This is a genomic window from Micromonospora sp. PLK6-60 (genome assembly GCF_019890675.1).
Lineage (GTDB): Bacteria > Actinomycetota > Actinomycetes > Mycobacteriales > Micromonosporaceae > Micromonospora.
In genome coordinates this window covers 651,978-675,910 of record NZ_JAIOAA010000002.1, presented here as the reverse complement: position 1 = coordinate 675,910, position 23,933 = coordinate 651,978, and the positions used below count along the sequence as shown (strand labels likewise).

The following is a 23,933-nucleotide window of genomic DNA, read 5'->3' as shown; positions in this document are numbered from 1 at the left end:
GGCGCCACCGCCGTCAGACCGGTCGGGTACGCAGCCAGACGGCGGTGTCCGGTGGCAGCCGGTCGTCGTCGAGTGGCCCGCTGGCCAGCAGCAGTCGGTCGTGCGCGGGCAGCGGCACGGCGGTGTCGCCGAGGTTGACCAGGCAGGTGAAGCCGGGTTCGCGGGCGAAGGCGAGCACCTCCCGCGGCGCGGGCAGCCAGGTCAGCATGCCGTCCCCGAGCGCCGGCTCGGCCCGGCGCAGCGCCAGCGCCGCCCGGTAGAGCTCCAGCATGGAGTGCGGGTCGCCGGTCTGGGCGCGGACCGTGCGGTCCTTCCAGTCGGCCGGTTGGGGCAGCCAGGGCGCGGCCGCCGCGCCGTCCGGGCTGAACCCGAACGGCGGGGCGTCGCCGGCCCAGGGCAGCGGCACCCGGCAGCCGTCCCGGCCCGGGTCGACCCGGCCGGAGCGTTCCCACATCGGGTCCTGGCGCAGCTCGTGCGGGATGTCCTCGACCTCCCAGAGGCCCAACTCCTCACCCTGGTAGACGTACGCCGCGCCGGGCAGGGCGAGGCTGAGCAGCGCGGCCGCCCGGGCCCGGCGGGTGCCCAGTTCCAGGTCGGTGGGGATGCCCTCGCGTTTGGCGGCGAAGCTGAACGTGGTGTCCGCCCGGCCGTAGCGGGTGACGTGCCGGGTGACGTCGTGGTTGGAGAGCACCCAGGTGGCCGGCGCCCCGACCGGCGCGTGCGCGCTCAGCGTGCCGTCGACGCACCGCCGCAGGGCGGCGGCGTCCCAGGCGCAGCCGAGGAAGTCGAAGTTGAACGCGGCGTGCAGCTCGTCCGGGCGCAGATAGTTGGCGAACCGCTGCCGGTCCGGCAGCCACACCTCGCCGACCAGCGCCCGCTGGCCCGGGTACTCGTCGGCGATCCGCCGCCAGGCGCGGTAGATGTCGTGCACCCCGTCCAGGTCGCGGAACGGGTGCGGCTGGTCCGGGCGGACCTCGGGCAGCGTGCCGTCCTTGACCAGCAGGCCGGCCGAGTCGATCCGGATGCCGTCCACCCCCCGGTCGAACCAGAACCGCAGGACGTCGGAGAACTCGGCGCGTACCCGCGGGTGGTCCCAGTTGAAGTCCGGCTGCTGCGGCGCGAACAGGTGCAGGTACCAGTCGCCGGGGGTGCCGTCCGGGTCGGTGGTCCGGGTCCAGGTCGGGCCGCCGAACTCGCCGGTCCAGTCGGTGGGCGGCAGGTCACCGCCCGGGCCACGGCCGGCGCGGAACCAGAACAGCTCCCGCTCGGGGGCGTCCGGCCCGCCGGCCAGCGCGGCGCGGAACCACGGGTGCGCGTCGGAGCAGTGGTTGGGCACCACGTCGACGATGGTCCGGATGCCCAGCGCGTGCGCCTCGACGATCAGCGCCTCGACCTCGGCCAGGGTGCCGAAGATCGGGTCGATGTCGCGGTAGTCGGACACGTCGTAGCCGGCGTCGGCCATCGGCGACGGATACCAGGGGCTGAACCAGATCGCGTCGACGCCGAGCGCGGCGAGGTGGTCCAGCCGGGACCGGATGCCGGCGACGTCGCCGACCCCGTCGCCGTTGCCGTCGGCGAAGCTGCGCGGGTAGACCTGGTAGATCACGGCGGAGCGCCACCACGGGCTGCGGTCGACCATGGACACGGGCACCTGCTTTCTGCGTCGGTACGTCGGCGGGGGCGATACGGCGGCGGTCGCGGGGATCAGCCCTTGAGGCTGCCGGTGGTCAGGCCGGACATGATGTTCCGTTGGAAGATCAGGAAGATGACCACGGTCGGGATCGCGGCGATGACGGAGGCGGCGATCACCACGTTCATCGGGGTGCCGCCGGCGAAGGCGTAGATGCCGACGCTGACCGTCCGGGTCTCGGGCGACGGCATGACCAGCTTCGGCCAGAGGAAGTCCTTCCAGACCGCGGTCACCGCGAAGATCGAGACCACGCCGAGGATGGGGCGGGACATCGGCAGCACGATCGACCAGAGCGTGCGCAGCGGCGTCGCCCCGTCGACCAGGGCCGCCGACATCAGATCCGCCGGGATGGAGTCGAAGAACCGCTTCAGCAGGAAGATGTTGAACGCGTTCGCCACCATGGGCAGCCAGATCGCGAACGGCGAGTCGAGCAGGTTCAGGTGCAGGATCGGCAGGTCGATCACCGTCACGTACTGGGGGACGATGAGGACCATGGCGGGGATCATCAGCGTCGCCAGCATCAGGCCGAGGATCACGTTGCCGAACACCGGCCGCAGCTTCGACAGCGAGTACGCCGCCGCGGTGTCCAGGACGAGCTGGAACAGCACCGCCCCGGTCGCGTAGTAGAACGTGTTGAACAGCAGCTTGGCCAGGTTCAGGTTGGTCCACGCGTCGACGTAGTTCTGCGGCTGCGGGTCCCGCGGGAACAGCGTCGGCGGGGTCTGCGCGATCTCCTGGCCGGACTTGAGCGCGCCGGTGACCATCCAGTAGAGCGGGCCGATGAAGACGAGGGTGAACCCCGCGACGACGACGGCGAGCAGCGCCCAGTAGACGACCCGGCCGGGTCCCCGGCTGAGCTGGGCGTGGGAGATGAGGGTCCGGGTCCCGGAGTCCTGTGCCATTGCTGGTCCGTCCTAGTCCTGTTTCGCGGTCAGCCGCAGGTAGCCGGCGGAGAACCCGGCCAGCACCACGAGCATGATCACGCCGAGGGCCGCCGCGCCGTTGAGGTCGTTCTGGAAGAACCCGTGCTGATAGATCAGGTACGCCACGGAGGTCGCGGAGTCACCGGTGCCGGCCCCGTTGGCGAGGATCAGCGGCTCGATGAACAGCTGCATGGTGGCGACGATCTGGAGCATCGCCAGCAGGGCGAGGATCAGCCGGGTCTGCGGGACGGTCACGTGCACGATCCGCCGCCAGACGCCGGCCCCGTCGAGCTCGGCCGCCTCGTAGAGCTCGCCCGGAATGTTCTGCAACGCCGCCAGGTAGATGAGCACGGCGCTGCCCATGTTCATCCAGGTGGACGCGAGCACCATCGCCGGCATCGTCATCCCGGGCGACTGCATCCACTCCGACGTCGGCAGGTGCGCCGCCTTGAGGATCGCGTTGAACAGTCCGGCGTCGCTGGGGTCGTACGCGTAGAACTTGAAGAGGTAGAGCGCCGAGGCCGGCGGCAGCATCACCGGCAGATAGACCAGGATCCGCAGGTACCCCCTGGCGTGCCGGAACTCGTTGAGCAGGATCGCCACGAAGAACGGCACGGCGTAGCCGAGGACCAGCGCGAGGACCGTGAAGTAGAGGGTGTTCTGCCAGGCCGTCCAGAAACTCGGGTCGGCGATGATGCGGGCGTAGTTGTCCCAGCCCACCCAGGTGGTCTCCCCCCGGCGGGTGCGCTGGAAGCTCATCACCACGCCGCGCACCATCGGGTACCAGGAGAAGACCGCGAAGCAGACGACCGCCCCGATCAGGAACGCGTGGCCGGTCAGGTTGTCCCGTACCTTGCGGCCGAGTCCGCCACGCCGCGGCCCGGACGGGTACGGCGGCCGGGGGCGGCCCGGTTTCCCGGTGGCGGCCGGGACGGTGGTGATCGCCACAGCAACTCCTGCGGAGGTCGAGGTCCGGACGGGTCTGGGTGGTGGGCGGGGCCGGTGCGGCCGACCCCGCCCCCGCGGGGTCAGCTTTCGGCGGCCAGCAGTTGGTTGACCTTGTCCTCGGCGGTCTTGAGCAGGGCGTCGATGTTCGCGTTCGGGTTGGTCAGCACCCCGGACATCGCCGCGTCGAGCACCGCGTAGATCGCCTGGGCGTTGCGCGGCTCACCCTTGATCGGCACCGGGTTGGCCTCGAAGACCGCGAAGTTGGCGGTGTCGACGTTCGCGTTGGCCTTGCGCAGTTCGAGTTCCTGCTTCTGCGCGTCGCTGCCGTTGCTGAACAGCAGCGGCTGGGGCAGCCCCACCGGGTAGTTCTGCGGCTTGGCCCGGACGTAGTCGAACTGGCCCTTGCCCGGCGTCAGCTTCTGGTACGCGATCCACTTCAGACCGGCCTTGACCTGCTCCGGGCTGAGGCCCTTCTTGAAGAAGTAGCCCTCACCGCCGCCGAGGGTCGCCTTGGCCGGCCCGTCCTGGCCCGGCAGCGGGCCCATCGCCCAGTCCTCGAACTTGCCCTGGAACTGGCTGACGATCGCCTGGGTGGCGTCCGGCGCGCCGATGAACATGCCGACCTTGCCGGCGCCGGCGTTGGTCAGCAGGTCGCCCCACTGGAGCAGCTGCCGGCTGCCCATGCTGTTGTCGCCGTACCGCATGTCCTTGAGGTTCTGCAGGACCTGCTTGCCCAGCGGGTTGTTGAAGTCGGCCTTCTTGCCGTCCGGGGTGAGGATCTGGCCGCCCTGGGAGTAGAGCAGCGAGGTGAAGTGCCAGCCGCCGGTGTTGCCGGCGCTGTACTCCGAGTAGCCGGCGATGCCGCCGCCGAGCGCCGAGATCTTCTTGGCCGCGTCGCGCACCTCGGGCCAGGTCTTCGGCGGGTTGTTCGCGTCGAGCCCGGCCCGCTGGAACAGTCCCTTGTGGTAGACCAGGCCCATCGAGTAGTTCTTCACCGGGACGGCGTAGAGCTTGCCGCCGTCGGTGAAGACCTCCTTGAGCGCCGGGTCGATGCTGTCCCAGGTGGGGATGGTGTCCTTGGTGGCGTACTGGGTGATGTCCATCGCCTGGCCGGAGTCCAGCACCTGCGCCAGGTCGGTCATGTAGCCGTAGAACACGTCGGTGACCGTCCCGCCGGCCAGGCGGGCGGTGAAGTCCGGCGGGTTGTTGCACTGCTCGCCGACGCTGACGCTCTTGACGACGATGTCGGGGTTCTGTCGCTGGAACTCTGCGACGTCGTCGTTCCAGTTCTGCAGCAGCTCCTTCTGCGCGCCGACCGGCTGGCAGTCGACGGTGATGGTGACCTTGCCGCTGGCGTCGTTCGCCGCGTCGCCGCCCTTGGTGGAGCACGCCACGAGGCTGAGCCCCAGGCCGGCCACGAGCGCCAACGCCGCAGCCTTCCGGTACTGCGGTACGGACATCTGTCCATCCCTTCGGGAACGGGTCTATCGGTGGCCTTCACTGATCTGCGGTGCTCCCGCGGCGTACCGCGCCCCGGGTCAGGTGAGAGTGGAGTCAATGTAGCGACGCGGACTCTTGACGGCAAGGTTTCGACCGCATGACGAAAGAACACGACTTCACAACGGCTGATCACCACACTGGCCCCCACCAACGCCCCGCCTCACGAGCCGCGCCCACCGCCCGCAGCCGGATCTTGGACACTTACCGTTCAGCGCTGACGGGAACTGTCCAAGATCCGCCGGCGACGGCACGCCGCGCACCTCGCCCGGCTCGGTGCCTCCCCGGTCGGGCCGGGCCAGGCCGGGCCGGGTCAGGTCGGGGATGAGGTCGGGGCCGGGTCGGGGTTGACGTCGCCCGGTATGCGGCATGTCGGCCAGTCCTCGGCCGAGGATGGCCCGGTGTGCCGCACGTCGGGCTGGGCCGGGCCAGGTGGCCGGGACGGGCGCGGCCCGCCGGTCAAGATCGCGCTCGTTCCGGGTTGTAGTGGTCTCGGCGCGCGGTTGACGCCACTACAACCCGGAACGAGCGTGATCATGGCCAGCCGCCCCCCAGGCAGGGCGGCGCGGGACGACGGGGGCGCGGGGCGACGCGGGCGCGGGGCGACGCGGGCGCGGGACAACGCGGGCGCGGGGCGACGCGGACACGGCGCAACGCGGGGCGCGGGGCGGGGACGCGGGGGCAGGCGAGGCGGCAGTGCGAAGCGGTCAGGCGCGGGGGGCGGGGGCGGTGGAGCCGCGGACCACGAGCTCCGGCTCGAACAGCAGCTCGTCGCGGAGCACGCCGGCCCCCTCGATCTGGGTCACCAGCAGGTCCACCGCGGCCTGGCCCATCGTCTCGATCGGCTGCCGGACGGTGGTCAGCGGCGGGTCGGTGCAGGTCATGAAGGCGGAGTCGTCGAAGCCGACCACCGACACGTCGGTGGGCACCGCGCGACCCAGCCGCCGGGCGGCCCGGATGCTGCCGAGGGCCAGCACGTCGCTGGCGCAGATGATGCCGGTGATGCCGCGCTCGATGAGCTTGCCCGCCGCGACCCGCGCGCCCTCCATGGAGAAGCTGGACCGCTCGACGCACTCCCGGTCGTCGGCCCAGTTCGCGGCGCGGGCCAGGGCGGCCAGCTTGCGCCGCGACGGGACGTGGTCCGCCGGGCCGAGCACCGTCCCGATCCGCTCGTGGCCCAGCGACCGGAGATGGCCGTACGCCTGCTCGACCGCCACCGCGTCGTCGGTGGACACCCGCGGGAAGCCCAGTTCGTCGACGCCGGCGTTGACCAGCACCACGGGCAGTCCCCGGTCGGTGAGCCGCCGGTAGTGCTCGTGCGAGGCGTCGGCGAGCGCGTACGAACCGCCCGCGAAGATGACCCCGGAGACCTGGTGGTCCAGCAGCATCTCGACGTAGCCGGACTCGGGCACGCCGCCGATGGTGCGGGCACACAGTGCGGGGGTGAATCCGCGCTGGGCCAGGGCGCCGGTCACCACCTCGGCCAGCGCCGGGAAGATCGGGTTCTGCAACTCGGGCAGCACCAGGCCGACCAGCCGGGCGCGTTCGCCGCGCAGCTTGGTCGGGCGTTCGTAGCCGAGCACGTCCAGCGCGGTCAGCACGGCGGTCCGGGTCGCCTCCGAGACGCCGCCGCGGCCGTTGAGCACCCGGCTCACGGTCGCCTCGCTGACGCCCGCCTTGCGGGCCACCTCGGTCAGGCGCTTCGTCACGGCCGCAATCGTACGGCAGAGCCGCGCAAGAACCGAACTGCGGACTGCCGACTCAGCGCAAGAACCGGGTGATCACTTTCCGGGCAGCCTCGACCGGCGGACCGAAATTTTTAAACAAAGCCATGCTTGAATCTTGACAACCGGCCGGAATAACATCAGGCACCCACCACCGAGCAGCGCCCATCCCCTCGGCGCCACCACCCGTCGCCTCCGCCCGTCCCCAGGAAGTGGGTCTCCCCATGCAGCGGAACGTGGACCCCGGCCGCAGCGCGCCGCGCCGGCCCGTACGACCCGTCACCCGGCTCCTCGCGGCGGTGGCCGCCGCGACGCTGGCCGCTCCGGCCGGCGGACCCGCCGCGGCGGCCGACCCGCCTCCGGCACCGCCGGTCGTCACCCGGGCCGGCCTCGACCCGGCCCTGGTCGCCGGCCGCGGCGCGACCGTGGACTTCGTCGAGCAGGAGGCCGAGCACGCCCGGACGAACGGCACGGTGATCGGCCCGGACCGCACCGCCTACACCCTCGCCGGCGAGGCGTCCGGACGGCGGGCGGTCCGCCTCACCCCCGGGCAGCACGTGGAATTCACCCTGCCCGCGCCGGCCAACGCGATCACCGTCCGGTACAGCATTCCCGACGCGCCGGGCGGGGGCGGCAGCACCGCGCCCCTGCACGTCACCGCCGGCCGTGGCCCGGCCCGCACCATGACGCTCACCTCGCGGTACGCCTGGCTCTACAACCAGTACCCGTTCAGCAACGACCCCGGCGCGGACCTGCTGCATCCCGACTGGTGGATCACCGAGTGCTCCTGCGTGCCGGCCGACACCAGCCCGGCGCCGGTCATCACCAAGCCGTTCCGGCCGCACCACTTCTATGATGAGCAGCGGCTGCTGCTCGGCCGGACGTACCGGGCCGGCGAGGTGGTCCGGCTGACCGTCCCGGCCCGCGGTGGCGCCGCCTGGACCGTCATCGACCTGCTGGACTCGCATCTGGTCGGCCCGCCCCGCGTCCTGCCGCGCGCGGTGAACGTGTTGGCCTTCGGCGCCGACCCCACCGGGCGGCGGGAGTCCGCGGACGCCTTCGACCGGGCGATCGGGTACGCCCGCCGGGTCGACCGCCCGCTCTATCTGCCGCCCGGCACCTACCAGGTGAACCGGCACCTCGTCGTCGACGACGTGACCATCGCCGGGGCCGGTAGCTGGTACACGATCGTCAAGGGCCGCGAGGTCGCGCTGGACACCCCGAGCCCGGACGGGTCGACGCACACCGGCGTCGGCTTCTATGGCCGGGATGCCGCCGAGGGCGGCAGCAGCGACGTCCACCTCTCCGGCTTCGCCGTCGAGGGCGACGTGCGCGAACGGATCGACACGGATCAGGTCAACGCGATCGGTGGGGCGCTGAACCACTCCACGATCGACGGTCTCTATCTGCACCACACCAAGGTCGGCATGTGGTTCGACGGGCCGATGACCGGTCTGCGGGTCACCAACACCGTCATCGCCGACCAGATCGCCGACGGGCTCAACTTCCACACCGGCGTCACCCACTCCTCCGTCGCGCACTCCTTCGTCCGCAACACCGGCGACGACGGCCTCGCCATGTGGTCCGAGGGCACGGCCAACGCGCACAACACCTTCGACCACAACACCGTGCAGTCGCCGGTGCTGGCCAACGGCATCGCCCTGTACGGCGGCGCCGACACCACGATCTCGCACAATCTGGTGGCCGACCCGGTACGCGAGGGCAGCGCGATCCACGTCGGTGCCCGGTTCGGCGCGGAGCCGTTCACCGGGCGGCTGGCCATCACCGACAACACCACCGTGCGCGCCGGCAGCTACGAGCTGAACTGGAACATCGGGCTCGGGGCCATCTGGTTCTATGCCCTGGACCGCGACATCGACGCCGACATCCAGGTCGTCGGCGACAGCTTCCTCGACAGCACCTACAACGCGATCCTGCTGGTCAGCGACTGGCCGGTGAAGGACCGCTACGGGATCCACGGGGTCCAGTTCCGCGGCCTGCGGGTGGACGGGACCGGCACCTCGGTGGTCAGCGCCCGCACCGCCGGGTCGGCGTCCTTCGCCGACGTCGACGCGCGCCACGTCGGCGCGGTCGGCGTCAACAACTGCGGCTCGTTCCACTTCACCCCGGCCGGCTCGGAGTTCACCCTCACCGACCTCGGCGGCAACGACGGCGGCTGGCTCGCGCCCTGGCTGCTGCCCAACACCATCACCTGCGACGACCGCCCGCCGGTGGTGCCGCCGCCGCCCCCGGCCCGGTGGTGAGGGCCGGACGATCCATCGAAGTGCTTCATTGACGCTTTTAGTTAGGGCTGTTTATTATTCTGCTGCCTCGAGGTAGCACCCCGACCGACCCGTACGTTCCGGCCCGGCGACTGGCCCAGTCAGCGCCGGCCCGGGACGGCACGGCGCCGCGACCGCCCACGCCGAAAGGGCCCCTCGATGCCCACACCACGCCGCCGCTCGGCCCTCGCCGCCGGCCTGCTCGCGCTCGTCACCACCGCCGCCACCCTCACCCTGACCGCCGCGCCCGCCGACGCCGCGGTGCTGCCGAACGGTTTCAAGAGCGTCGGCTACCTGCCCTCCTGGCAGGGCAACGTCAACTCGGTCCCGTACGGCAAGCTCACCCACATCAACTACGCGTTCGTGCTGCCCAACAGCAACGGCACCCTGCGCGCGGTGGAGAACCCGAGCAAGCTCTCCTCGCTGGTGTCGCTCGGGCACGCCAACAACGTCAAGGTCTCCATCGCCATCGGCGGCTGGAACGACGGCGACGACTCCGCGTTCGAGGCGCTGGCCGCCAACTCCACCGCCCGCGGCGCGTTCGTCACCAACGTGGTCAACTTCGTCAACCAGTACAACCTCGACGGCGTCGACATGGACTGGGAATATCCGGACCCGGGCACCTCGGCCACCAACTACTCGCTGCTGATGCAGCAGTTGAGCAGCGCGCTGCACAGCCGGGGCAAGCTGCTCACCGCGGCGGTCGTCTCCGAGGGCTACTACCTCCAGGGCGTGCCCACCGCGGTGTTCGGCTACGTCGACTGGCTGAACATCATGGCCTACGACGGCGGCAGCCCGCACGCCAACTACGACTGGTCGATCAACAGCGTGAACGGGTGGAAGGCGCGCGGCCTGCCGGCGAGCAAGGCGGTGCTCGGGGTGCCCTTCTACAGCCGCCCCGGCTACTACACCTACGCGGCGCTGGTCGCCCTGGACCCGGCCAACGCCAACCGGGACTGCACCACCGCCGGCGGCGTGCAGCAGTGCTACAACGGCGTCCCGACCGTCAAGCGCAAGACGCAGTGGGCGATGGCCAACGCCGGCGGCATGATGAACTGGGAACTCTCCCAGGACACCACGGGCTCGACGTCGCTGGTCGGGGCCATCTACGACACCGCGACCGGTGGCGGCACCCCGCCGCCGAGCGGGCGGACCGGCCCGATCACCGGCATCGCCGGCAAGTGCGTCGACGTCGCCTCGGCCAGCACCGCCAACGGCACCGCCATCCAGCTCTGGACCTGCAACGGCACCGGCGCGCAGAGCTGGACCGTGGCCGGCGACGGCACGCTGCGGGCGCTGGGCAAGTGCCTCGACGTGACCAGCGCGGGCACGGCCAACGGCACCAAGATCCAGCTCTGGGACTGCAACGGCACCGGCGCCCAGGTCTGGCAGGCCCAGTCCAACGGCACGCTGCGCAACCCGGCGTCGAACCGCTGCCTGGACGCCACCGACAACAGCTCGGCCGACGGCACCCGGTTGCAGATCTGGGACTGCTGGGCCAGCGCCAACCAGATCTGGCGACTGCCGGCCTGACACCCACCGACGAGCCCCGGTCCGCGCCCCGCACGGCCCGGACCGGGGCCAAGGCCGCCGCCACCCACACTCAGCCGGCGTACGGCCCGGCCGAGTTCAGCCAGCCGGGTACGACGGCAAGGCGACGGCCCAGCCGAGTCCGATCAGCCGGGGTACGACGGCCGCGCGACGGCCCGGCCGAGTTCGGCCAGCCGGGGTACGACGGCCGCGCGACGGCCCGGCCGAGTTCGGCCAGCCGACCCGCAGGGCGCGCAACGGCCGGGGCGAGCACGGTCAGCCCGGGGTCCGGGCGCGCAGCGCGCGGAGAGCCCAGTCGAGCACCGGTGCCACGCTTCCGCTGACCGGCCAACCGTTGACCACGGAGAGCAGCCGCTCGTAGCGCTCCCGGCGCGGATCGTTCGCCGCCGCCAGCCGTGCCGACAGCCGCCGCCGCAGCGCGACGTCGTCGGGCCGGCCGCAGAGCCGGGCGTACCCGCTCATGATCGCCGCGACGGCGGCGTCCGCCCCCGGTGAGGCCGGGTCGACGCCACCGGCGAGGGCCGGCCCGGCATGCGCCCGGACCAGCGCGACCGCGTCGCGGCGCACCACCGGGTCGCCGGCCCGGTCGGCGGCGTGCTGCTCGGCCAGCCGCCGCAGGCCGGCGCGGAAGCCCGGGTCCTGGCACAGTTCCGCCAGCTCCACCCACGCCTCGACCTGCGCCTCGCTGGCGTCGTCGGGCAGCTCCGGGGTCAGCGAGCGGGCGATGCCCGCGAACGCGGGATCGGTCCGGCGGGTGGCGAAGACGTCGTCGAGGAAGTCCTCGACCAGTTGCCGTCGTTCGGCGCCGGAGAGCCGGGCCAGCCGGTGCATCAGCTCCATCTCCTTCGGGTCGGACCCGCGTCCGGCAACCGCCGCCAGCACCGCCCGCTGCTGGCGCAGGGCGCGGATCCGCACCGCCAGCGCCTCGGCGTGCGCCGTGGCGACGTCGGCGAGGGACAGCTCCCGGTCCAGCACCCGCCGGATGGTGACCAGGTCCAGTCCCAGGTCCCGCAGGGTCCGGACGAGTTCCAGGCGGGCGACGGCCGCCGGGGCGTACCGGCGGTAGCCGGCCGGGCTGCGATCGGTGGGCGGCACGATTCCCCGGTCCGCATAGAACCGGATGGCCTTGACCGTCAGTCCGGTGCGCCGGGACAGCTCACCGATCGAGTAGCGCCGGTCGTCGTTCATACCGACACTCTTCCGTCTCCCCCGGGTGGAGACTCAAGCCGGGCGCGGGGTCGGGCCGAGGCGCGACCCCGCGCCGGGCGGGGGTCAGTGGCCCCGCTTGGCCCGGTAGATCTCCACCGGCAGGGCCGGTGCGCCGTCGATCGGCGCCGGGTCCTCCGGGGTGGCGGCGATCCCGCCGGCCGCGATCCGGTCCAGCGTCGCCAGCCCGGCCGCGTCGACCGTGCCGAAGATGGTGTAGTCGGGGCGCAGCGCCGAGTCCGACTGCACCAGGAAGAACTGGCTGCCGTTGGTGTCCGGGCCGGCGTTGGCCATGGCCAGCGTGCCCCGGGCGTAGAGGCGGCGCACCCCGGTCGGGTCGATCGGCGTCGGCGGCAGGTCGGTGGGCAGCTCGTCGGCGTACCGGTAGCCGGGGCCGCCCTCGCCGGTGCCGGACGGGTCACCGCACTGGAGCACCTTCAGCCGGGGCGAGGCGGTGAGCCGGTGGCACGGCGTCCGGTCGTAGAACTTGTGCCGGGCCAGGTGCAGGAAGCTCTGCACGGTGCACGGGGCCTGCGCGCGGTCGAGGGTCAGCCCGATCGGGCCCTGGCTGGTCCGCAGGGTGACCCGGACCGTACCCCGATCCGGCGTCCGCCGGGGGTCCGGCGGCAGCGGCACCGGCCGGACCGCGGGATCCTCCGGCGTCGGGGTGTACGCGCACGGGCCACGGGTGGGCGCCGGCTCACCGGGGGGCGCCGCGGTGGCCGCGGCACCCCCGGTGGCGACGAGCGCGGCGCAGACCACCGCCACGCCGGCGAGGCGGGACAGCAGCGGCGGGACGTGCGGTCGGGTGGCGATCGACACGTGGGTCCTCCCTGGACTCGTGGTACCAGAACGACCGGAGTCTATGGATCGCCCGTTCCGATGTCGACCGCGCCGCGACCCGACCGCGCCGCCGCCCGGCCGCGCCGGTCAGCCGACGAAGACGCAGAACGGGTGGCCGGCCGGGTCGGCGTAGACCCGCAGCGGCTCGTCCGGGTCGTCGCTGCGGTCGAAGCGCAGCCGGCCGCCCAGGCGCAGCACCCGTTCGTGCTGCACCGCCAGCTCCGCCACCGACCCGACGGTCAGGTCCAGGTGCAGCTGCTGGGGTACGTCGTGCTCCGGCCAGGTCGCCTCGGGCAGCCGGTCGACCTGCTGGAACGCCAGCTGGGTGCCGCCCTCCGGGTGGCGCAGCACCAGCCAGTCGCGGCCCCGCTCGTCCGGGCTCCCGTCGGTCGGCGGCTCGTCGCCCGGGCGATAGACCAGCCCCAGCAGGGACCGGTAGAACTCGGCCAGGGCGCGGATGTCGGTGCCGTCGAGCACCACCTGGCACAGCCGGGGCACGCTCTCCGGTGCGGCCATCGCGCTCACCTCCGTCAGTCGTCGGGACCGGTGCCGGTCAACATCACCACGCGGCGCGGGCCGGAAACCCACCGGTGCGGAACGTACAGTGGGAGAAGTTCTGGCCCCCTGATCCCGGCAGGCCCGACTCCCCCGGTGCACCCGGCGGCGATCCGCCTGCCGACCGGAAGGAGCACAGTGAACCGACGCCTCAGGACCGCCCTCGGCGCCGCCCTGACCGCCGCCCTCCTCGCCGCCGCCGCGCCGGCGCCCGCCCGGGCGCACGCGCCGAACATCCGGCCCACCGTCCTGCGCCTGCCCGACGGGTTCGCGCCGGAGGGCATCGCCACCGCCGGCCGCTACGCCTACTTCGGTTCCCGGGCCACCGGGGCCATCCAGCGGATCGACCTGATCACCGGGGCGGGCCGGGAGCTCAGCCCGGCCACCGGCACGCCGTCGCTCGGCCTCGCGGTCGACCCGCGCGGCCGGTTGTTCGTCGCCGGCGGCACGGCCGGCGACGCCCGGGTGATCGACACCCGCAGCGGCGCGGTCCTCGCCCGGTACCAGTTCGCCACCACGCCGACGTTCGTCAACGACGTCGTGCTCACCGGCGACGCCGCCTGGTTCACCGACTCCAACCGGCCGGTGCTGTACCGCCTGCCGCTGGGCCGGGGCGGCGCGCTGCCACCGGCCGGCGGGTTCGCCGAAATTCCGCTCACCGGCGCCTATCAGCAGGTCGGCACGGGGGTCAACCTCAACGGAATCGAGCGCACGCCGGACGGGGCGGCGCTGATCGTGGTGCAGTCCAACACCGGCCGGCTGTTCCGGGTGGACCCGGCGACCGGCGCCACCACCACGGTCGACGTGCCCGGCGCGTCGTTCGACTTCGGCGACGGGCTGCTGCTGGTCGGCCGCACGCTCTACGTGGTGCAGAACCAGCTCAACCGGATCGCCGTGGTCGAGCTGAACCGGGCCGGGACCGCCGGCCGGTTCACCGGCACGATCACCGACCCGAACTTCGACATCCCGACCACCGTGGCCGCCGCCCTCGGCCGGCTCTACCTGCCCAACGGGCGGTTCACCACACCGCCGACGCCGACCACCCCGTACACCGTGACGGCGGTGCGCCCGCACTGACCACGACCCCCGAGGGGTACGCCGCCCGGCGTGCCCCTCGGTGGCCCCGCCGCCCGGCGGCTCACGGCTCGATGAGACCGGCCCGGATGGCGTAGCGGGTGAGTTCCAGCCGGTCGCGCAGGCCGAGCTTCTGCAGGATGTTGGAGCGGTGCCGTTCCACGGTCTTGACGCTGAGGAAGAGCAGTTCGGCGATCTGCTTGCTGCTGTTGCCCTCGGCGACGAGCTTGAGGACCTCCTCCTCACGGTCGGTGATCGGCCGGGCGACCTCGCCGGGGGTGACCCCGCGCCGCAGGTAGTCGCGGATCAGCGTGGTCTCCGTGCCCGGATACAGGAACGGCTCGTCCCGCATGGCGGCCCGGCAGGCGTCGATGAGGTCCCGGTCGGCCACCGACTTGAGCACGTAACCGGCGGCGCCGACCCGCAACGCCTCGAAGAAGTACTGCTCGTTGTCGTACATGGTGAGCATCAGGATGCGCAGTTCGGGCTGCGCGCGCGACATCTGCCGGGCGGCCTGCAGGCCGGTCAGCCGGGGCATGGCGATGTCCAGGATGGCCAGGTCCGGGCGCACGGAGCGGGTCAGCTCGACGGCCTCGGCCCCGTCGGCGGCCTCCGCGACGACGGTGAGGTCCGGTTCGTTGTCGAGGATCAGCCGGACGCCGCGGCGGACCAGCGCGTGGTCGTCGGCGATGAGGATGCGGGTGGGCTCGGGCATGGTCAGCTGGTCTCGTTTCGCAGGGGTGCCCGGAGGCACACCTCGGTGCCGCCGGTCGGGTACGGGCCGATGGTGAGGTCGGCGTCGATGAGCAGGGCGCGTTCCCGCATGCCGCGGATGCCGGCGCCCTCGTGGGGGGTGCTGATCCCGCGGCCGTCGTCGCGGACCCGCAGCTCGACCGCGCCGGCGTGCCGGCGCAGCTCCAGCCACGCGGTGTGGGCCCCCGAGTGTCGCACCACGTTGGTGAGCCCCTCCTGGGCCGTCCGGTAGAGCACCAGTTCGAGCTGGTTGTCGAGTTCCGGCAGGTCCGCGTCGATGTCCCGGTGCACGGTCAGCCCGCCGGTGCTGTATTCCCGGGTGAGCGCCTTGAGCGCGCTGGTCAGGCCGAGTTCGTCGAGGACGCCAGGGCGCAGCCGGCGGGCGATGCGCCGGATCTCGTCGAGGCTGTTGCGGGTGGTCTCCTGCACCTGGTGCAACTCGTCGCGCACCGGTGGGGGCGCGTGGTCGGCGACCCGTTTGAGGTCCAGCAGCACCGCGGTCAACGTCTGGCCGATCTCGTCGTGCAGCTCCCGCGCCACCCGCCGACGTTCGGACTCCTGGGCGGACAGGGCCCGCGCCGCGCTGCTGGCCCGCTCGGCCTCCAACCGGTCCAGCATCGCGTTGAAGGTGCGGATCAGGTCGGCGATGGCGGCCTGGCCGGTGGCCGGCAGCCGGTGCCCGGGCCGCAGCAGGTCGATCGTGCGCATGGTCCGGCCGAGCCGTTCCAGCGGCGCCAGGCCGACGCGCAGCAGCACCGCGTTGGCCACCAGCATGGCGCCGAGCCCGCCGGTCAGCACCAGCGCCTCGGTGAGCACCACCGGGGCCGACACGGTGACCGGACCGAGCAGCAGCAGGACGGTGGCCACGACCAGCACCGCCGCGTTGAGCAGGAAGATCCGCCAGAACAGCGACAACGACACCTCGCGGCCCCCTCTCCGGCACGTTCGGCCCTGCCCATTTCTAGCAGCGTCCCCGGCTCCGGGCGGCCGGTCCACCCGGCCGGGCCCCGCACTCGAGACTGGCCCAGCGCGGGCCCCGGGGGCATCGGGGCGGGCCCCCATGTTCCCGGCCGGGGCCCGGCGACCGGGCCGGAGATGGGGGTCGGCACCGATGCGGGACGCTGGTTCGCCGGACCATGCTGGTGGTGTGGTCGCCCGGGGTGACCCGCGCACCACGATCAGGGCTGCGCCGAGTGGATGGGGACGAAACGATGACCATGGAAAGGATCGCGCTTCCCGGAGTCGGCATCCGGTGGAGCACCACCACCCGCGCCGGCCAGCGTCTCGGTGTCGTCTGCCACCGGTCCGGCCGGCGGGACTTCGTCCTCTACGACCCGGACGACACCGACCAGGCGCTCTGCACCATCGCCCTCGATCCGGACGAGGCACGCTGGGTCGCCGACGTGCTCGACGAGACCGTCACCGTCGACCACCTGACCGAGCTGGAACGGCAGGTAGAGGGAGTCTCGGCCGCCCGCCTGCGGCTGCCGGCCGGCTCCCCGTACGTCGACCGGCCGCTGGGCGCCACCCGCGCGCGCCGCCGTACCGGCGCCTCCATCGTCGCCGTCGTCCGCGGCGAGCAGGTCATCACCGCACCGGACCCGGACTTCCTGCTGCGCACCGACGACACCCTCGTCGCCGTCGCCGACCGGCGGGGGGTCGCCGCGCTCGCCGACCTGCTCGCCGGCGACCCGGCGATCAGCCGGTAGCCGCCGCCCGGTAGCGGAGCGGACGCCCGGCGGCAGCGGAAGTTCTACCGCCGGCAACCACGGGTAGTGCCGGCGGCAAACTCCGTCGGGCAGGCTCCCGCCGTGACATACCCATTGACTGCCGTCGTGACGGCGGGCGCCGTCGTCGCGGCGCTGCTCGGCCCACCGCACGCCGGCGCCGCCACTTGGTGGCCCGCCGTCGTGACCACCGACAACGAAACCCCGGCCCTGTACGACGACGAGGCCGGCGGCAACGCCTCCGGCGACGACCCCGCGATCTGGGTCCACCCGACGGACTCCCACCGGTCGATGGTGATCGTGACGGCCAAGGAGGGCGGCCTCCGCGTCTACGACCTGGGCTCACGCGAACTCCAGTCGCTGCCCGCCACCGAGGCGCCCCGGGCCGACGGTGCTCCGGGCCGCTACAACAACGTGGACATCGCCTACGGTATCGGCCTCGCCGGCCGCCGGGTCGACGTCGCCGTGGTCTCGGACCGCTACAACGACCAGCTCCGGTTCTTCGCCATCGACCCGGCCGGCGCCACGGCGCGCACGCCGCTGGTCGAGGTGACCGCGGCCGAGCAGCGCTTCCTGTTCAACCCGGACCGGGCGGCCGTCGACGAGGAGCACACCGCCTACGGCCTGGCGGTCTGGCAGCCACGGCCCGGTGAGGCGTACGCCGTGGTGACCCAGGAGGGGACGACGACCATCGCCACCGCCCGGATCGGCGAGGTCGGCGGCCGGCTCGGCTACACCGACGTCCGGCGGCTGGATATGCCGGGCGAGTTCCGGCTGCCGGACGGGACGACCTGGGTGCCCTGCGACGAGCCGGGCGTCCGGCCGCAACTGGAAGGGCTGGCCGTGGACCAGGCGTCCGGCACGCTGTACGCCGCGCAGGAGGACGTCGGGTTGTGGCGGCTGCGGCTGCCGCTCGGTCCGGACAGCCGGCCGCAACTCGTCGACCGGGTCCGGGACTTCGGCATCCACGACGCCTACGACAGCGAGACCGAGGAGTGCGCCCCGATCGACCCGGACGCCAAGGGCTACGGCGGGAACCTGCTCACCGCGGACGCCGAGGGGGTCGACATCTACTACGGGCCGGGGGCGACCGGGTACCTGCTCGTGTCGAGCCAGGGCGACGACACGTTCGCCGTCTACGAGCGCCAGGGCGCGAACCGGGCGGTGGGCAGCTTCCGGGTCCGGGGGGTCGCGGGAGTGGACGACGTCAACGGCTCCGACGGGCTGGCGGTGACGAACCGCCCGGTGGGCGGCTACCGGCAGGGACTGTTCGTCACCCACGACGAGCCGGAGACCGGGCCCGACGTGGACGGTGAGCGCGACGCCACCAACTTCTCGTACGTGTCCTGGGGCGACATCGCCCGGGCGATGTCGCTGAAGGTGGACACCCGCGCCGGCAACGACCCGCGCTTCCGCTGATCCGGGCGGTGCTCTGGGCGGTTGACCCGGATTGAGCGTGATACCTCTGAGTCATATTTATGACTCAGAGGTATCACGCTCGTTCGGGTCCTCGTCGCGGCGCGGGTCACCGAGCGTGACCCGCGCCGCGACCGGTCAGGTCACCGCAGCTCGTACGCCCGGATGACGGTCTGGTCGAAGGTGTTGCCCTTCGCGTCCGCGCCGAAGGCGCGCAGCGACACGAAGCCCGCCGCGCGGTGCGGCACCAGCACCCGCCACGAACCTCCGACGTGCGTCACCGGCGCCGTCTTCCAGCTCTTCCCGTCGTCGTAGGACACCCGCACGCTCAGCTTGGTCAGCTTGCCCGCGCTTGCCGTCCGGGTGACCGTCAACGGATAGAAGCCGACCGTGCCGGCCCGGCCCACGTTGTGGTCGTTCAGCGGCGGGGCGAAGCTGACCGCGGTCAACGGCAGCGCCGTCAGCTTCCTGGTGTGCGCCGACCGGAACGTCCACTTCACCGACAGCTTGGTGGTGAGGCGGGCGTCCCGCTCCAGGTTGCCCTCGTAGCGGAACGTCGCCGCGGCCGGGTCGACGTCCTCGGCGTACACCGACGGGCTCTGGGTGGACTCGGCGAGGAGCTTGCCGTTGCGGTAGAGCGCGCCGTGCCCGGAGGTGATCGTGCCGAAGCCGGCCCGGCCCTGGCCGTCGCCGAGCACCCCCGGCCAGACGGCCATGAAGTCGCCCTCCCGCAACGCCGGCACGTCGCCGGCGAAGAACGGCGCGACGCTCGGGCCGAACACACCCTTGTTCCACGTCTCCCGGTAGGTGCGCCCGGCCCGGTAGCTGGTGACCGCCCCGCCGTGGTCGGTGAGGATCTCCGGCCACTCGTCGCCGACGGCCGGCCGCACCGCCAGGAACTCGTTCTGCCACGGCGCGTTGCCGGCGTAGTACTCGGTCCGGGTGAACGGCAGCGGGGTCTGCCACCCGACGGCGGACCCGCCGCTGGCGCCCGGCGGCGCGAGGAAGGACAGCTTCACCCCGTCGGTGCCGGCTTCCACCACCGCGTGCGAGGCCCGTACGGTGGCGAAGTCGCGGGCTCGCAGGTGCTTGACCAGCCCACCGAGCAGGCCGTTCGCGGTGTACCAGCCGACGTTGTAGGCGTACGGTGTGCGCGTCGGGTCGCCCTGCCCGTCGAGCTTGGCGTAGGTGCCGGAAACCAGCGCGCTCAGCCCCTTCGCCGGCCGTGGGCCGACCAGCCCGGTGAAGATCGAGGCGAAGTCGTCGCCGCCGAGGCCCACGCCGACGCCGAAATCGTCACCCTCGACGTAGGACGCCGTGTACGACGCGCCCAGCGACGATGCGTCCCGGGCGGGAATCGTGACGTCGAAGCCGCGGGCGACCCGGGCGTCCATCGACATGGTCCGCGGCCCGCCGATCGACAGCTTCGGGAACACCAGCTGCGAGCTGCGGTAGCCGGTGCCGTGCTCCTCGTCGATCCAGCTGAACGCGAAGTACTCCCCCGGCGGCAGGCGCAGGTCGTTGCGCGCGCCGAAGACCACGTACTCCCGGAAGTTGCTCTTGTTCAGGATCACCGTGAGGGCTTCCTCGGCCGGGTCGCCGTCGCGCTCGGTAGCGGTGACCGTCACCGGGTGCCGGAGTTCCTCGCGGACCACGCCGAACGGCGTGCGCACCGAGACGCCGGCGGCGGTCGCGGTGAGCTGGCCGCCCAGGCCGCCGGTCACGGCGCCACCCTGGCGGGTGTCGGCGCGCAGCGTCACCGTCGCCTGCCCGCCGGCCGGCACGGTCACCGTGTCGGCGCTGAGCGAGAAGATCCCGGCTGGCGCGTCGGTGGTCAGCGTGAGCTTCAGGGTGACCGCGGCGCTGCCGCCGTTGTGGTACGTCACGACGCTGCTGCGCACCTCGTCGTCGTCGTGCGGCCACTCCTGCACGCCGAACGTCACGGCGGCCGGTGTGGTGCTGACCTGCTGGGTGATCGCCCGGGCCACGTCGACCCGACCGGCGCCCTGCGCGAACACCCCGACCCCGGCCGCCGGCTTGGCCGAGGCCATCAGGGTCGCCTTGAGCTGTGCCGGCGTCCACCCCGGGTGCACCTGGCTCAGCAGCGCGGCGGCGCCGGCGACGTGCGGGGTGGCCATCGACGTGCCGTCCAACGGCATGTAGAGCTGACCCGGTTCGCCGAGGAAGCCGTCCTTGCTGCGCGCCGCCACGATGTCGACGCCGGGCGCGGCGATCTCAGGCTTCACCGCCCCGCCGTCGGCGCTCGGGCCCCGGCTGGAGAAGTCGGCCAGTTCGTCGCTCTTGGTGGAGGCCGCCACGGCCAGCGCCGCCTCGGCGGTCGCCGGTGAGCCGACGGACTCGTCCGCGCCGTCGTTGCCGGCGGCGATGACGAACAGCGTGCCGTGCGCGGCGGTCAGGCTGTTGACGGCCTGCTCCAGCGGGTCGACCTCGGCGGTGTTCTGCCCGCCGAGGCTCATGTTGACCACGTCCGCCCCCGACTCGGCGGCCCACTGCATGCCGGCCACGATCCACGACTCCAGGCAGCCGAACTCGACGCAGACCTTGCCGTCGAGCAGGGACGCGCCGGGCGCGACGCCCCGGTACTTCCCGCCGGAGCCGGCGCCGCTGCCGGCGATGGTGGACGCGACGTGGGTGCCGTGGCCGACCATGTCGCGGTCGTCCTCGGTGCCCTCGGTGAAGTTCTGCCGGGCGGAAACCTTGCCCGCCAGGTCCGGGTGGGCCGAGTCGATGCCGGTGTCGAGCACCGCGACCCGGGTGCCGGTGCCGTCGAAGCCGGCGGACCAGGCGGCGGGCGCGCCGATCAGCGGGACGCTCTGGTCCAGCGTGGGCCGCCGGACGGCGTCGAGCCAGATCTTGCCGGTGGTGAGCTTGGCGCGGGTCGCCGGCCAGCGGGCGGCGAGCGACTCGGTCGGCGTCTCGGCGCTGAATCCCCGTACGGCGGGCAGCCGGCGCTGCGCCGACAGGCCGGGCGCGGCGGTGGCGTCGGAGACGACCAGGCTCAGCGACGACGGGCGTGCGGCCTGCGCCGCGAGCAGTTCGGTCAGGTCGAACAGGCGCCGGTCCAGGCGGTCGGCCCGCAGCAGCGGGACCGCGTCGGACGGGATGACGTAGTGGTGCCCGTCGGCGCGATAGCGGTGGAACGTGACGCCCTTGCGCGGCGGAATGCTGACCCGGTCCCCACCGAGCACGGTCACCCGGTCACCGGTGATCAGCGTGACCGTCCGGGCCTCGGCGGTCGCGGGCGCCGGCCGGGCCGCGTCCGGCGCGGCCGGCGCGGCCGTCCCGGCGGCGCCGGCCGAGGTGGGTACGCCCACCACCAGCACGGCGGCTAACCCTCCGGCCACCAGCGCCCTGCTGCTCCTGCTGATTCGCATGTGCCTCCCCGTCCGTTAGCGCGGTCACATCGGCCTACATCTGTACAACGCTTCGTCCAGTCGACGGGTTGCCCCTGTGGGGGCACCGATCTCGCCCCGCCGATGAGTACGCTTCGAGCCATGGCACGCTCGCGATGGCACGGTCCGGCCGCGAACGCCGCGTTGGCGCTGGTGGTCGGCCTGGTCGCCGTCGTCGGGCTGGTGGTGCAGTCGCACGGCGTCGACACCGCCGCCGATCGGGTGGCGCTGCTGGTCGTGCTGGCCGCCGCGGGCGCGCTCGTGCTGCGCCGCCGCCATCCGGTGGCGGTCGGGCTGGTGGCGCTGGCGGCGGTCGGCGCGTACGGCGCGCTGCTGCACCGGCCGGGGCCGGTCATGCTGGTGTTCGTCGTGGCGCTCTACACCGTCGTCGACGAGGGACACCTCGCGGTCGCCGTCGGGCTCGGGCTCGCGTCGGTGGTCGCCTTCGCGGCGGCGGACGGCTTCGACCCGAGCGGGGAGACCGGCAACGGGGCGACGCTGCTGCACGCCGGCTGGCTCGTCGCCGTCATCGCCGGGGTGACCCGCAACCGCCGGGCCTACCTCGCCGAGGTGCGGGCCGGCACGCTCGCGGCGGAGCAGCGGGCGCGGGAGGAGGCCCGGCACCGGGCCACCGAGGAGCGGTTGCGCATCGCCCGCGACCTGCACGACGTGCTCGGCCACCACCTCTCGCTGATCAACGTGCAGGCCAGCGCCGCGCTGCACCGCCCGGACCCGGCCCGGTCCGAGCAGGCGCTGGCGGCGATCAAACAGGCCAGCAAGGAGACGCTGCACGAGTTGCGGGCGACGCTGGACGCGCTGCGGCAGGAGGACGTGCCGGCCACCCCCACCACCGGGCTGAGTCACCTCTACGAGCTGGTCGCCACGGCCGGGCGGTCCGGGCTGGCGATCCGCACCGAGCTGGTCGAGACCAGTCCGCTGCCGCCGCAGGTCGACCTGGCGGCGTACCGGATCGTGCAGGAGGCGCTGACCAACGTGACCCGACACGCCGGCGCGGGCAGCGCGGTGATCCGGATCCGGCCGGACGGCGACGACGTGCTGGTCGAGGTCGAGGACGACGGCAGCGGCGTCCCGGGCCCGGCCGGCAACGGCATCCGCGGCATGGACGAGCGGGCCCGGGCGCTGGGCGGTTCGCTGGCGACCGGCCCCGGGCCCGACGGTGGCTTCCGGGTCCGCGCCCGCCTGCCGCTGCGGCCCGCACCGCTGCCGGCCGGGGCGGCGGCAGTCCACTCGGGGGGCGCCGCGTGATCCGGGTGGTGCTCGCCGACGACCAGACCCTGGTACGCGCCGGGTTCCGGTCCATCCTGACCGGTGAGGACGGCATCGAGGTGGTCGGCGAGGCCGCCGACGGCGCCGAGGCGGTGCGGCTGGCCCGACGGCTGCGGCCGGACGTCGTACTGATGGACATCCGGATGCCCGGGATGGACGGCCTGGCCGCCACCCGGGAGATCACCACGAGCGGCGCGGTCCGGGTGATCATCCTGACCACGTTCGACCTGGACGACTACGTCTACGGCGCGCTGCGGGCGGGGGCGAGCGGGTTCCTGGTGAAGGACACCGAGCCGGCGGAGTTGATCCACGGGGTGCGGGTGGTGGCGCGCGGAGACGCGCTGATCGCACCGTCGATCACCCGCCGGCTGATCGCCGAGTTCAGCGCCCGGGGCGCGCAGCCGGACCCGGGACCCCGGCTGCGCGCGCTCACCGAGCGGGAGCGTGAGGTGATGGCCCTGGTCGCCGCCGGGCTGTCCAACGACGAGATCGCGGCGCGCCTGGTGCTGAGCCCGGCCACGGCGAAGACGCACGTCAGCCGGATCATGACCAAGGCCCAGGTCCGGGACCGCGCCCAGCTGGTGATCCTGGCCTACGAGTCGGGCCTGACCGTGCCCGGCTGGGTCACCCGCGGCTGAGCGCTGCGGCGGGCCCCGTCCAGCTCCCGGCCCGGCCGAGCGGTCAGGCGGTGCGGCGGGCGCGGGCCAGCGCCAGCCCGCCGAGCACGACGGCGATCAGCCCGACCGCCAGCGCCACGTACGCCCCGGCGCGCCCGTTGCCGGTGCCGATGCCGCCGTCGGAGGTGGCCACCACCAGCCCGCCGAGGGCCATCCCGATCAGCCCCGCCGCCAGGGCCACGCCGGCGCCCAGCCGCCCCGAGCCGATGCCGAGCCGGCCGGCGGGGCGGGCCAGGGCCAGCCCGCCGACGACCACCCCGGCCAGCCCCAGCAGGGCGGCGAAACTGGCCCCGGCCCGGCCGGCGGTCATCGTGTAGGCGGCGGCGGTGGTGGTGACGGCGGTCAGGTGACGGACGTACATCGATGG

The 23,933-nt window shown here is 73.1% G+C and carries 19 protein-coding genes; 7 read left to right on the top strand and 12 right to left on the bottom strand.

Going from position 1 to position 23,933, the window contains the following annotated elements:
• Positions 1 to 13 precede the first annotated feature (13 nt).
• The 5 genes from K7640_RS06090 to K7640_RS06070 form a co-directional block, all read right to left on the bottom strand.
• Positions 14 to 1,639 (bottom strand): glycoside hydrolase family 13 protein, encoded by a 1,626-nt coding sequence (locus tag K7640_RS06090; protein ID WP_222953752.1) that lies wholly within the window; start codon positions 1,637 to 1,639, stop codon positions 14 to 16.
• A 65-nt stretch (positions 1,640 to 1,704) separates the two neighbouring features.
• A complete protein-coding gene (locus K7640_RS06085; RefSeq protein WP_222953676.1) occupies positions 1,705 to 2,592 on the bottom strand; it encodes a carbohydrate ABC transporter permease in 888 nt (295 codons plus the stop codon).
• Positions 2,593 to 2,604: 12 nt separating this feature from the next.
• Positions 2,605 to 3,561 (bottom strand): carbohydrate ABC transporter permease, encoded by a 957-nt coding sequence (locus K7640_RS06080; RefSeq protein WP_222953675.1) that lies wholly within the window; start codon positions 3,559 to 3,561, stop codon positions 2,605 to 2,607.
• Positions 3,562 to 3,641: 80 nt separating this feature from the next.
• Positions 3,642 to 5,021 carry an ABC transporter substrate-binding protein gene (locus tag K7640_RS06075; protein WP_222953674.1) on the bottom strand — a complete coding sequence of 460 codons (1,380 nt, stop codon included), beginning with the start codon at positions 5,019 to 5,021 and terminating at the stop codon, positions 3,642 to 3,644.
• Positions 5,022 to 5,765: 744 nt separating this feature from the next.
• Positions 5,766 to 6,767 (bottom strand): LacI family DNA-binding transcriptional regulator, encoded by a 1,002-nt coding sequence (locus tag K7640_RS06070; RefSeq protein WP_222953673.1) that lies wholly within the window; start codon positions 6,765 to 6,767, stop codon positions 5,766 to 5,768.
• A 239-nt stretch (positions 6,768 to 7,006) separates the two neighbouring features.
• Here K7640_RS06070 and K7640_RS06065 point away from each other — a divergent pair, with 239 nt between their 5' ends.
• A complete protein-coding gene (locus K7640_RS06065) occupies positions 7,007 to 9,046 on the top strand; it encodes a glycosyl hydrolase family 28-related protein (RefSeq protein WP_222953672.1) in 2,040 nt (679 codons plus the stop codon).
• A gap of 177 nt (positions 9,047 to 9,223) precedes the next feature.
• Positions 9,224 to 10,597 carry a glycosyl hydrolase family 18 protein gene (locus K7640_RS06060; RefSeq protein ID WP_222953671.1) on the top strand — a complete coding sequence of 458 codons (1,374 nt, stop codon included), beginning with the start codon at positions 9,224 to 9,226 and terminating at the stop codon, positions 10,595 to 10,597.
• A 273-nt stretch (positions 10,598 to 10,870) separates the two neighbouring features.
• Here the strand turns inward: K7640_RS06060 and K7640_RS06055 are convergent, their stop codons facing one another.
• The 3 genes from K7640_RS06055 to K7640_RS06045 all read right to left on the bottom strand — a co-directional run bounded on the left by K7640_RS06055 (position 10,871) and on the right by K7640_RS06045 (position 13,180).
• The gene (locus K7640_RS06055; protein WP_222953670.1) at positions 10,871 to 11,803 is read right to left on the bottom strand and encodes a MerR family transcriptional regulator; all 933 of its coding nucleotides are present in this window, start codon (positions 11,801 to 11,803) and stop codon (positions 10,871 to 10,873) included.
• Positions 11,804 to 11,887: 84 nt separating this feature from the next.
• On the bottom strand, positions 11,888 to 12,643 hold the full coding sequence (locus tag K7640_RS06050) for a peptidylprolyl isomerase (RefSeq protein WP_308042467.1): 756 nt from the start codon (positions 12,641 to 12,643) through the stop codon (positions 11,888 to 11,890).
• Between the two features lie 108 nt (positions 12,644 to 12,751).
• Positions 12,752 to 13,180 carry a VOC family protein gene (locus tag K7640_RS06045; protein ID WP_222953669.1) on the bottom strand — a complete coding sequence of 143 codons (429 nt, stop codon included), beginning with the start codon at positions 13,178 to 13,180 and terminating at the stop codon, positions 12,752 to 12,754.
• 177 nt (positions 13,181 to 13,357) lie between these two features.
• On the opposite strand from K7640_RS06045, the gene K7640_RS06040 reads away from it, so the two are divergent.
• Positions 13,358 to 14,296: a superoxide dismutase gene (locus K7640_RS06040; protein ID WP_222953668.1), complete on the top strand. Its 939-nt coding sequence runs from the start codon at positions 13,358 to 13,360 to the stop codon at positions 14,294 to 14,296.
• Between the two features lie 61 nt (positions 14,297 to 14,357).
• On the opposite strand, the gene K7640_RS06035 is transcribed toward K7640_RS06040, so the two are convergent.
• Complete coding sequence (locus K7640_RS06035; RefSeq protein ID WP_222953667.1) at positions 14,358 to 15,008, bottom strand: response regulator transcription factor; 651 nt, start codon at positions 15,006 to 15,008, stop codon at positions 14,358 to 14,360.
• 2 nt (positions 15,009 to 15,010) lie between these two features.
• Complete coding sequence (locus tag K7640_RS06030) at positions 15,011 to 15,967, bottom strand: HAMP domain-containing sensor histidine kinase (protein ID WP_222953666.1); 957 nt, start codon at positions 15,965 to 15,967, stop codon at positions 15,011 to 15,013.
• A gap of 290 nt (positions 15,968 to 16,257) precedes the next feature.
• Between K7640_RS06030 and K7640_RS06025 the strand changes: the two genes are divergently transcribed.
• Positions 16,258 to 16,755: a cation:proton antiporter regulatory subunit gene (locus K7640_RS06025; RefSeq protein WP_222953665.1), complete on the top strand. Its 498-nt coding sequence runs from the start codon at positions 16,258 to 16,260 to the stop codon at positions 16,753 to 16,755.
• Between the two features lie 102 nt (positions 16,756 to 16,857).
• Positions 16,858 to 18,192: a phytase gene (locus tag K7640_RS06020; protein ID WP_222953664.1), complete on the top strand. Its 1,335-nt coding sequence runs from the start codon at positions 16,858 to 16,860 to the stop codon at positions 18,190 to 18,192.
• Positions 18,193 to 18,332: 140 nt separating this feature from the next.
• Here the strand turns inward: K7640_RS06020 and K7640_RS06015 are convergent, their stop codons facing one another.
• Positions 18,333 to 21,584, bottom strand: coding sequence for a S8 family serine peptidase (locus K7640_RS06015; RefSeq protein WP_222953663.1), 3,252 nt, complete (start codon positions 21,582 to 21,584; stop codon positions 18,333 to 18,335).
• Between the two features lie 120 nt (positions 21,585 to 21,704).
• Between K7640_RS06015 and K7640_RS06010 the strand changes: the two genes are divergently transcribed.
• On the top strand, positions 21,705 to 22,868 hold the full coding sequence (locus K7640_RS06010) for a sensor histidine kinase (RefSeq protein ID WP_222953662.1): 1,164 nt from the start codon (positions 21,705 to 21,707) through the stop codon (positions 22,866 to 22,868).
• Positions 22,865 to 23,527 (top strand): response regulator transcription factor, encoded by a 663-nt coding sequence (locus K7640_RS06005; RefSeq protein ID WP_222953661.1) that lies wholly within the window; start codon positions 22,865 to 22,867, stop codon positions 23,525 to 23,527. The genes K7640_RS06010 and K7640_RS06005 overlap by 4 nt, the downstream gene beginning before the upstream one ends.
• 43 nt (positions 23,528 to 23,570) lie before the next feature.
• Here K7640_RS06005 and K7640_RS06000 read toward each other — a convergent pair whose 3' ends face one another.
• Positions 23,571 to 23,927: a DUF6223 family protein gene (locus tag K7640_RS06000; protein ID WP_222953660.1), complete on the bottom strand. Its 357-nt coding sequence runs from the start codon at positions 23,925 to 23,927 to the stop codon at positions 23,571 to 23,573.
• Positions 23,928 to 23,933: the final 6 nt, after the last annotated feature.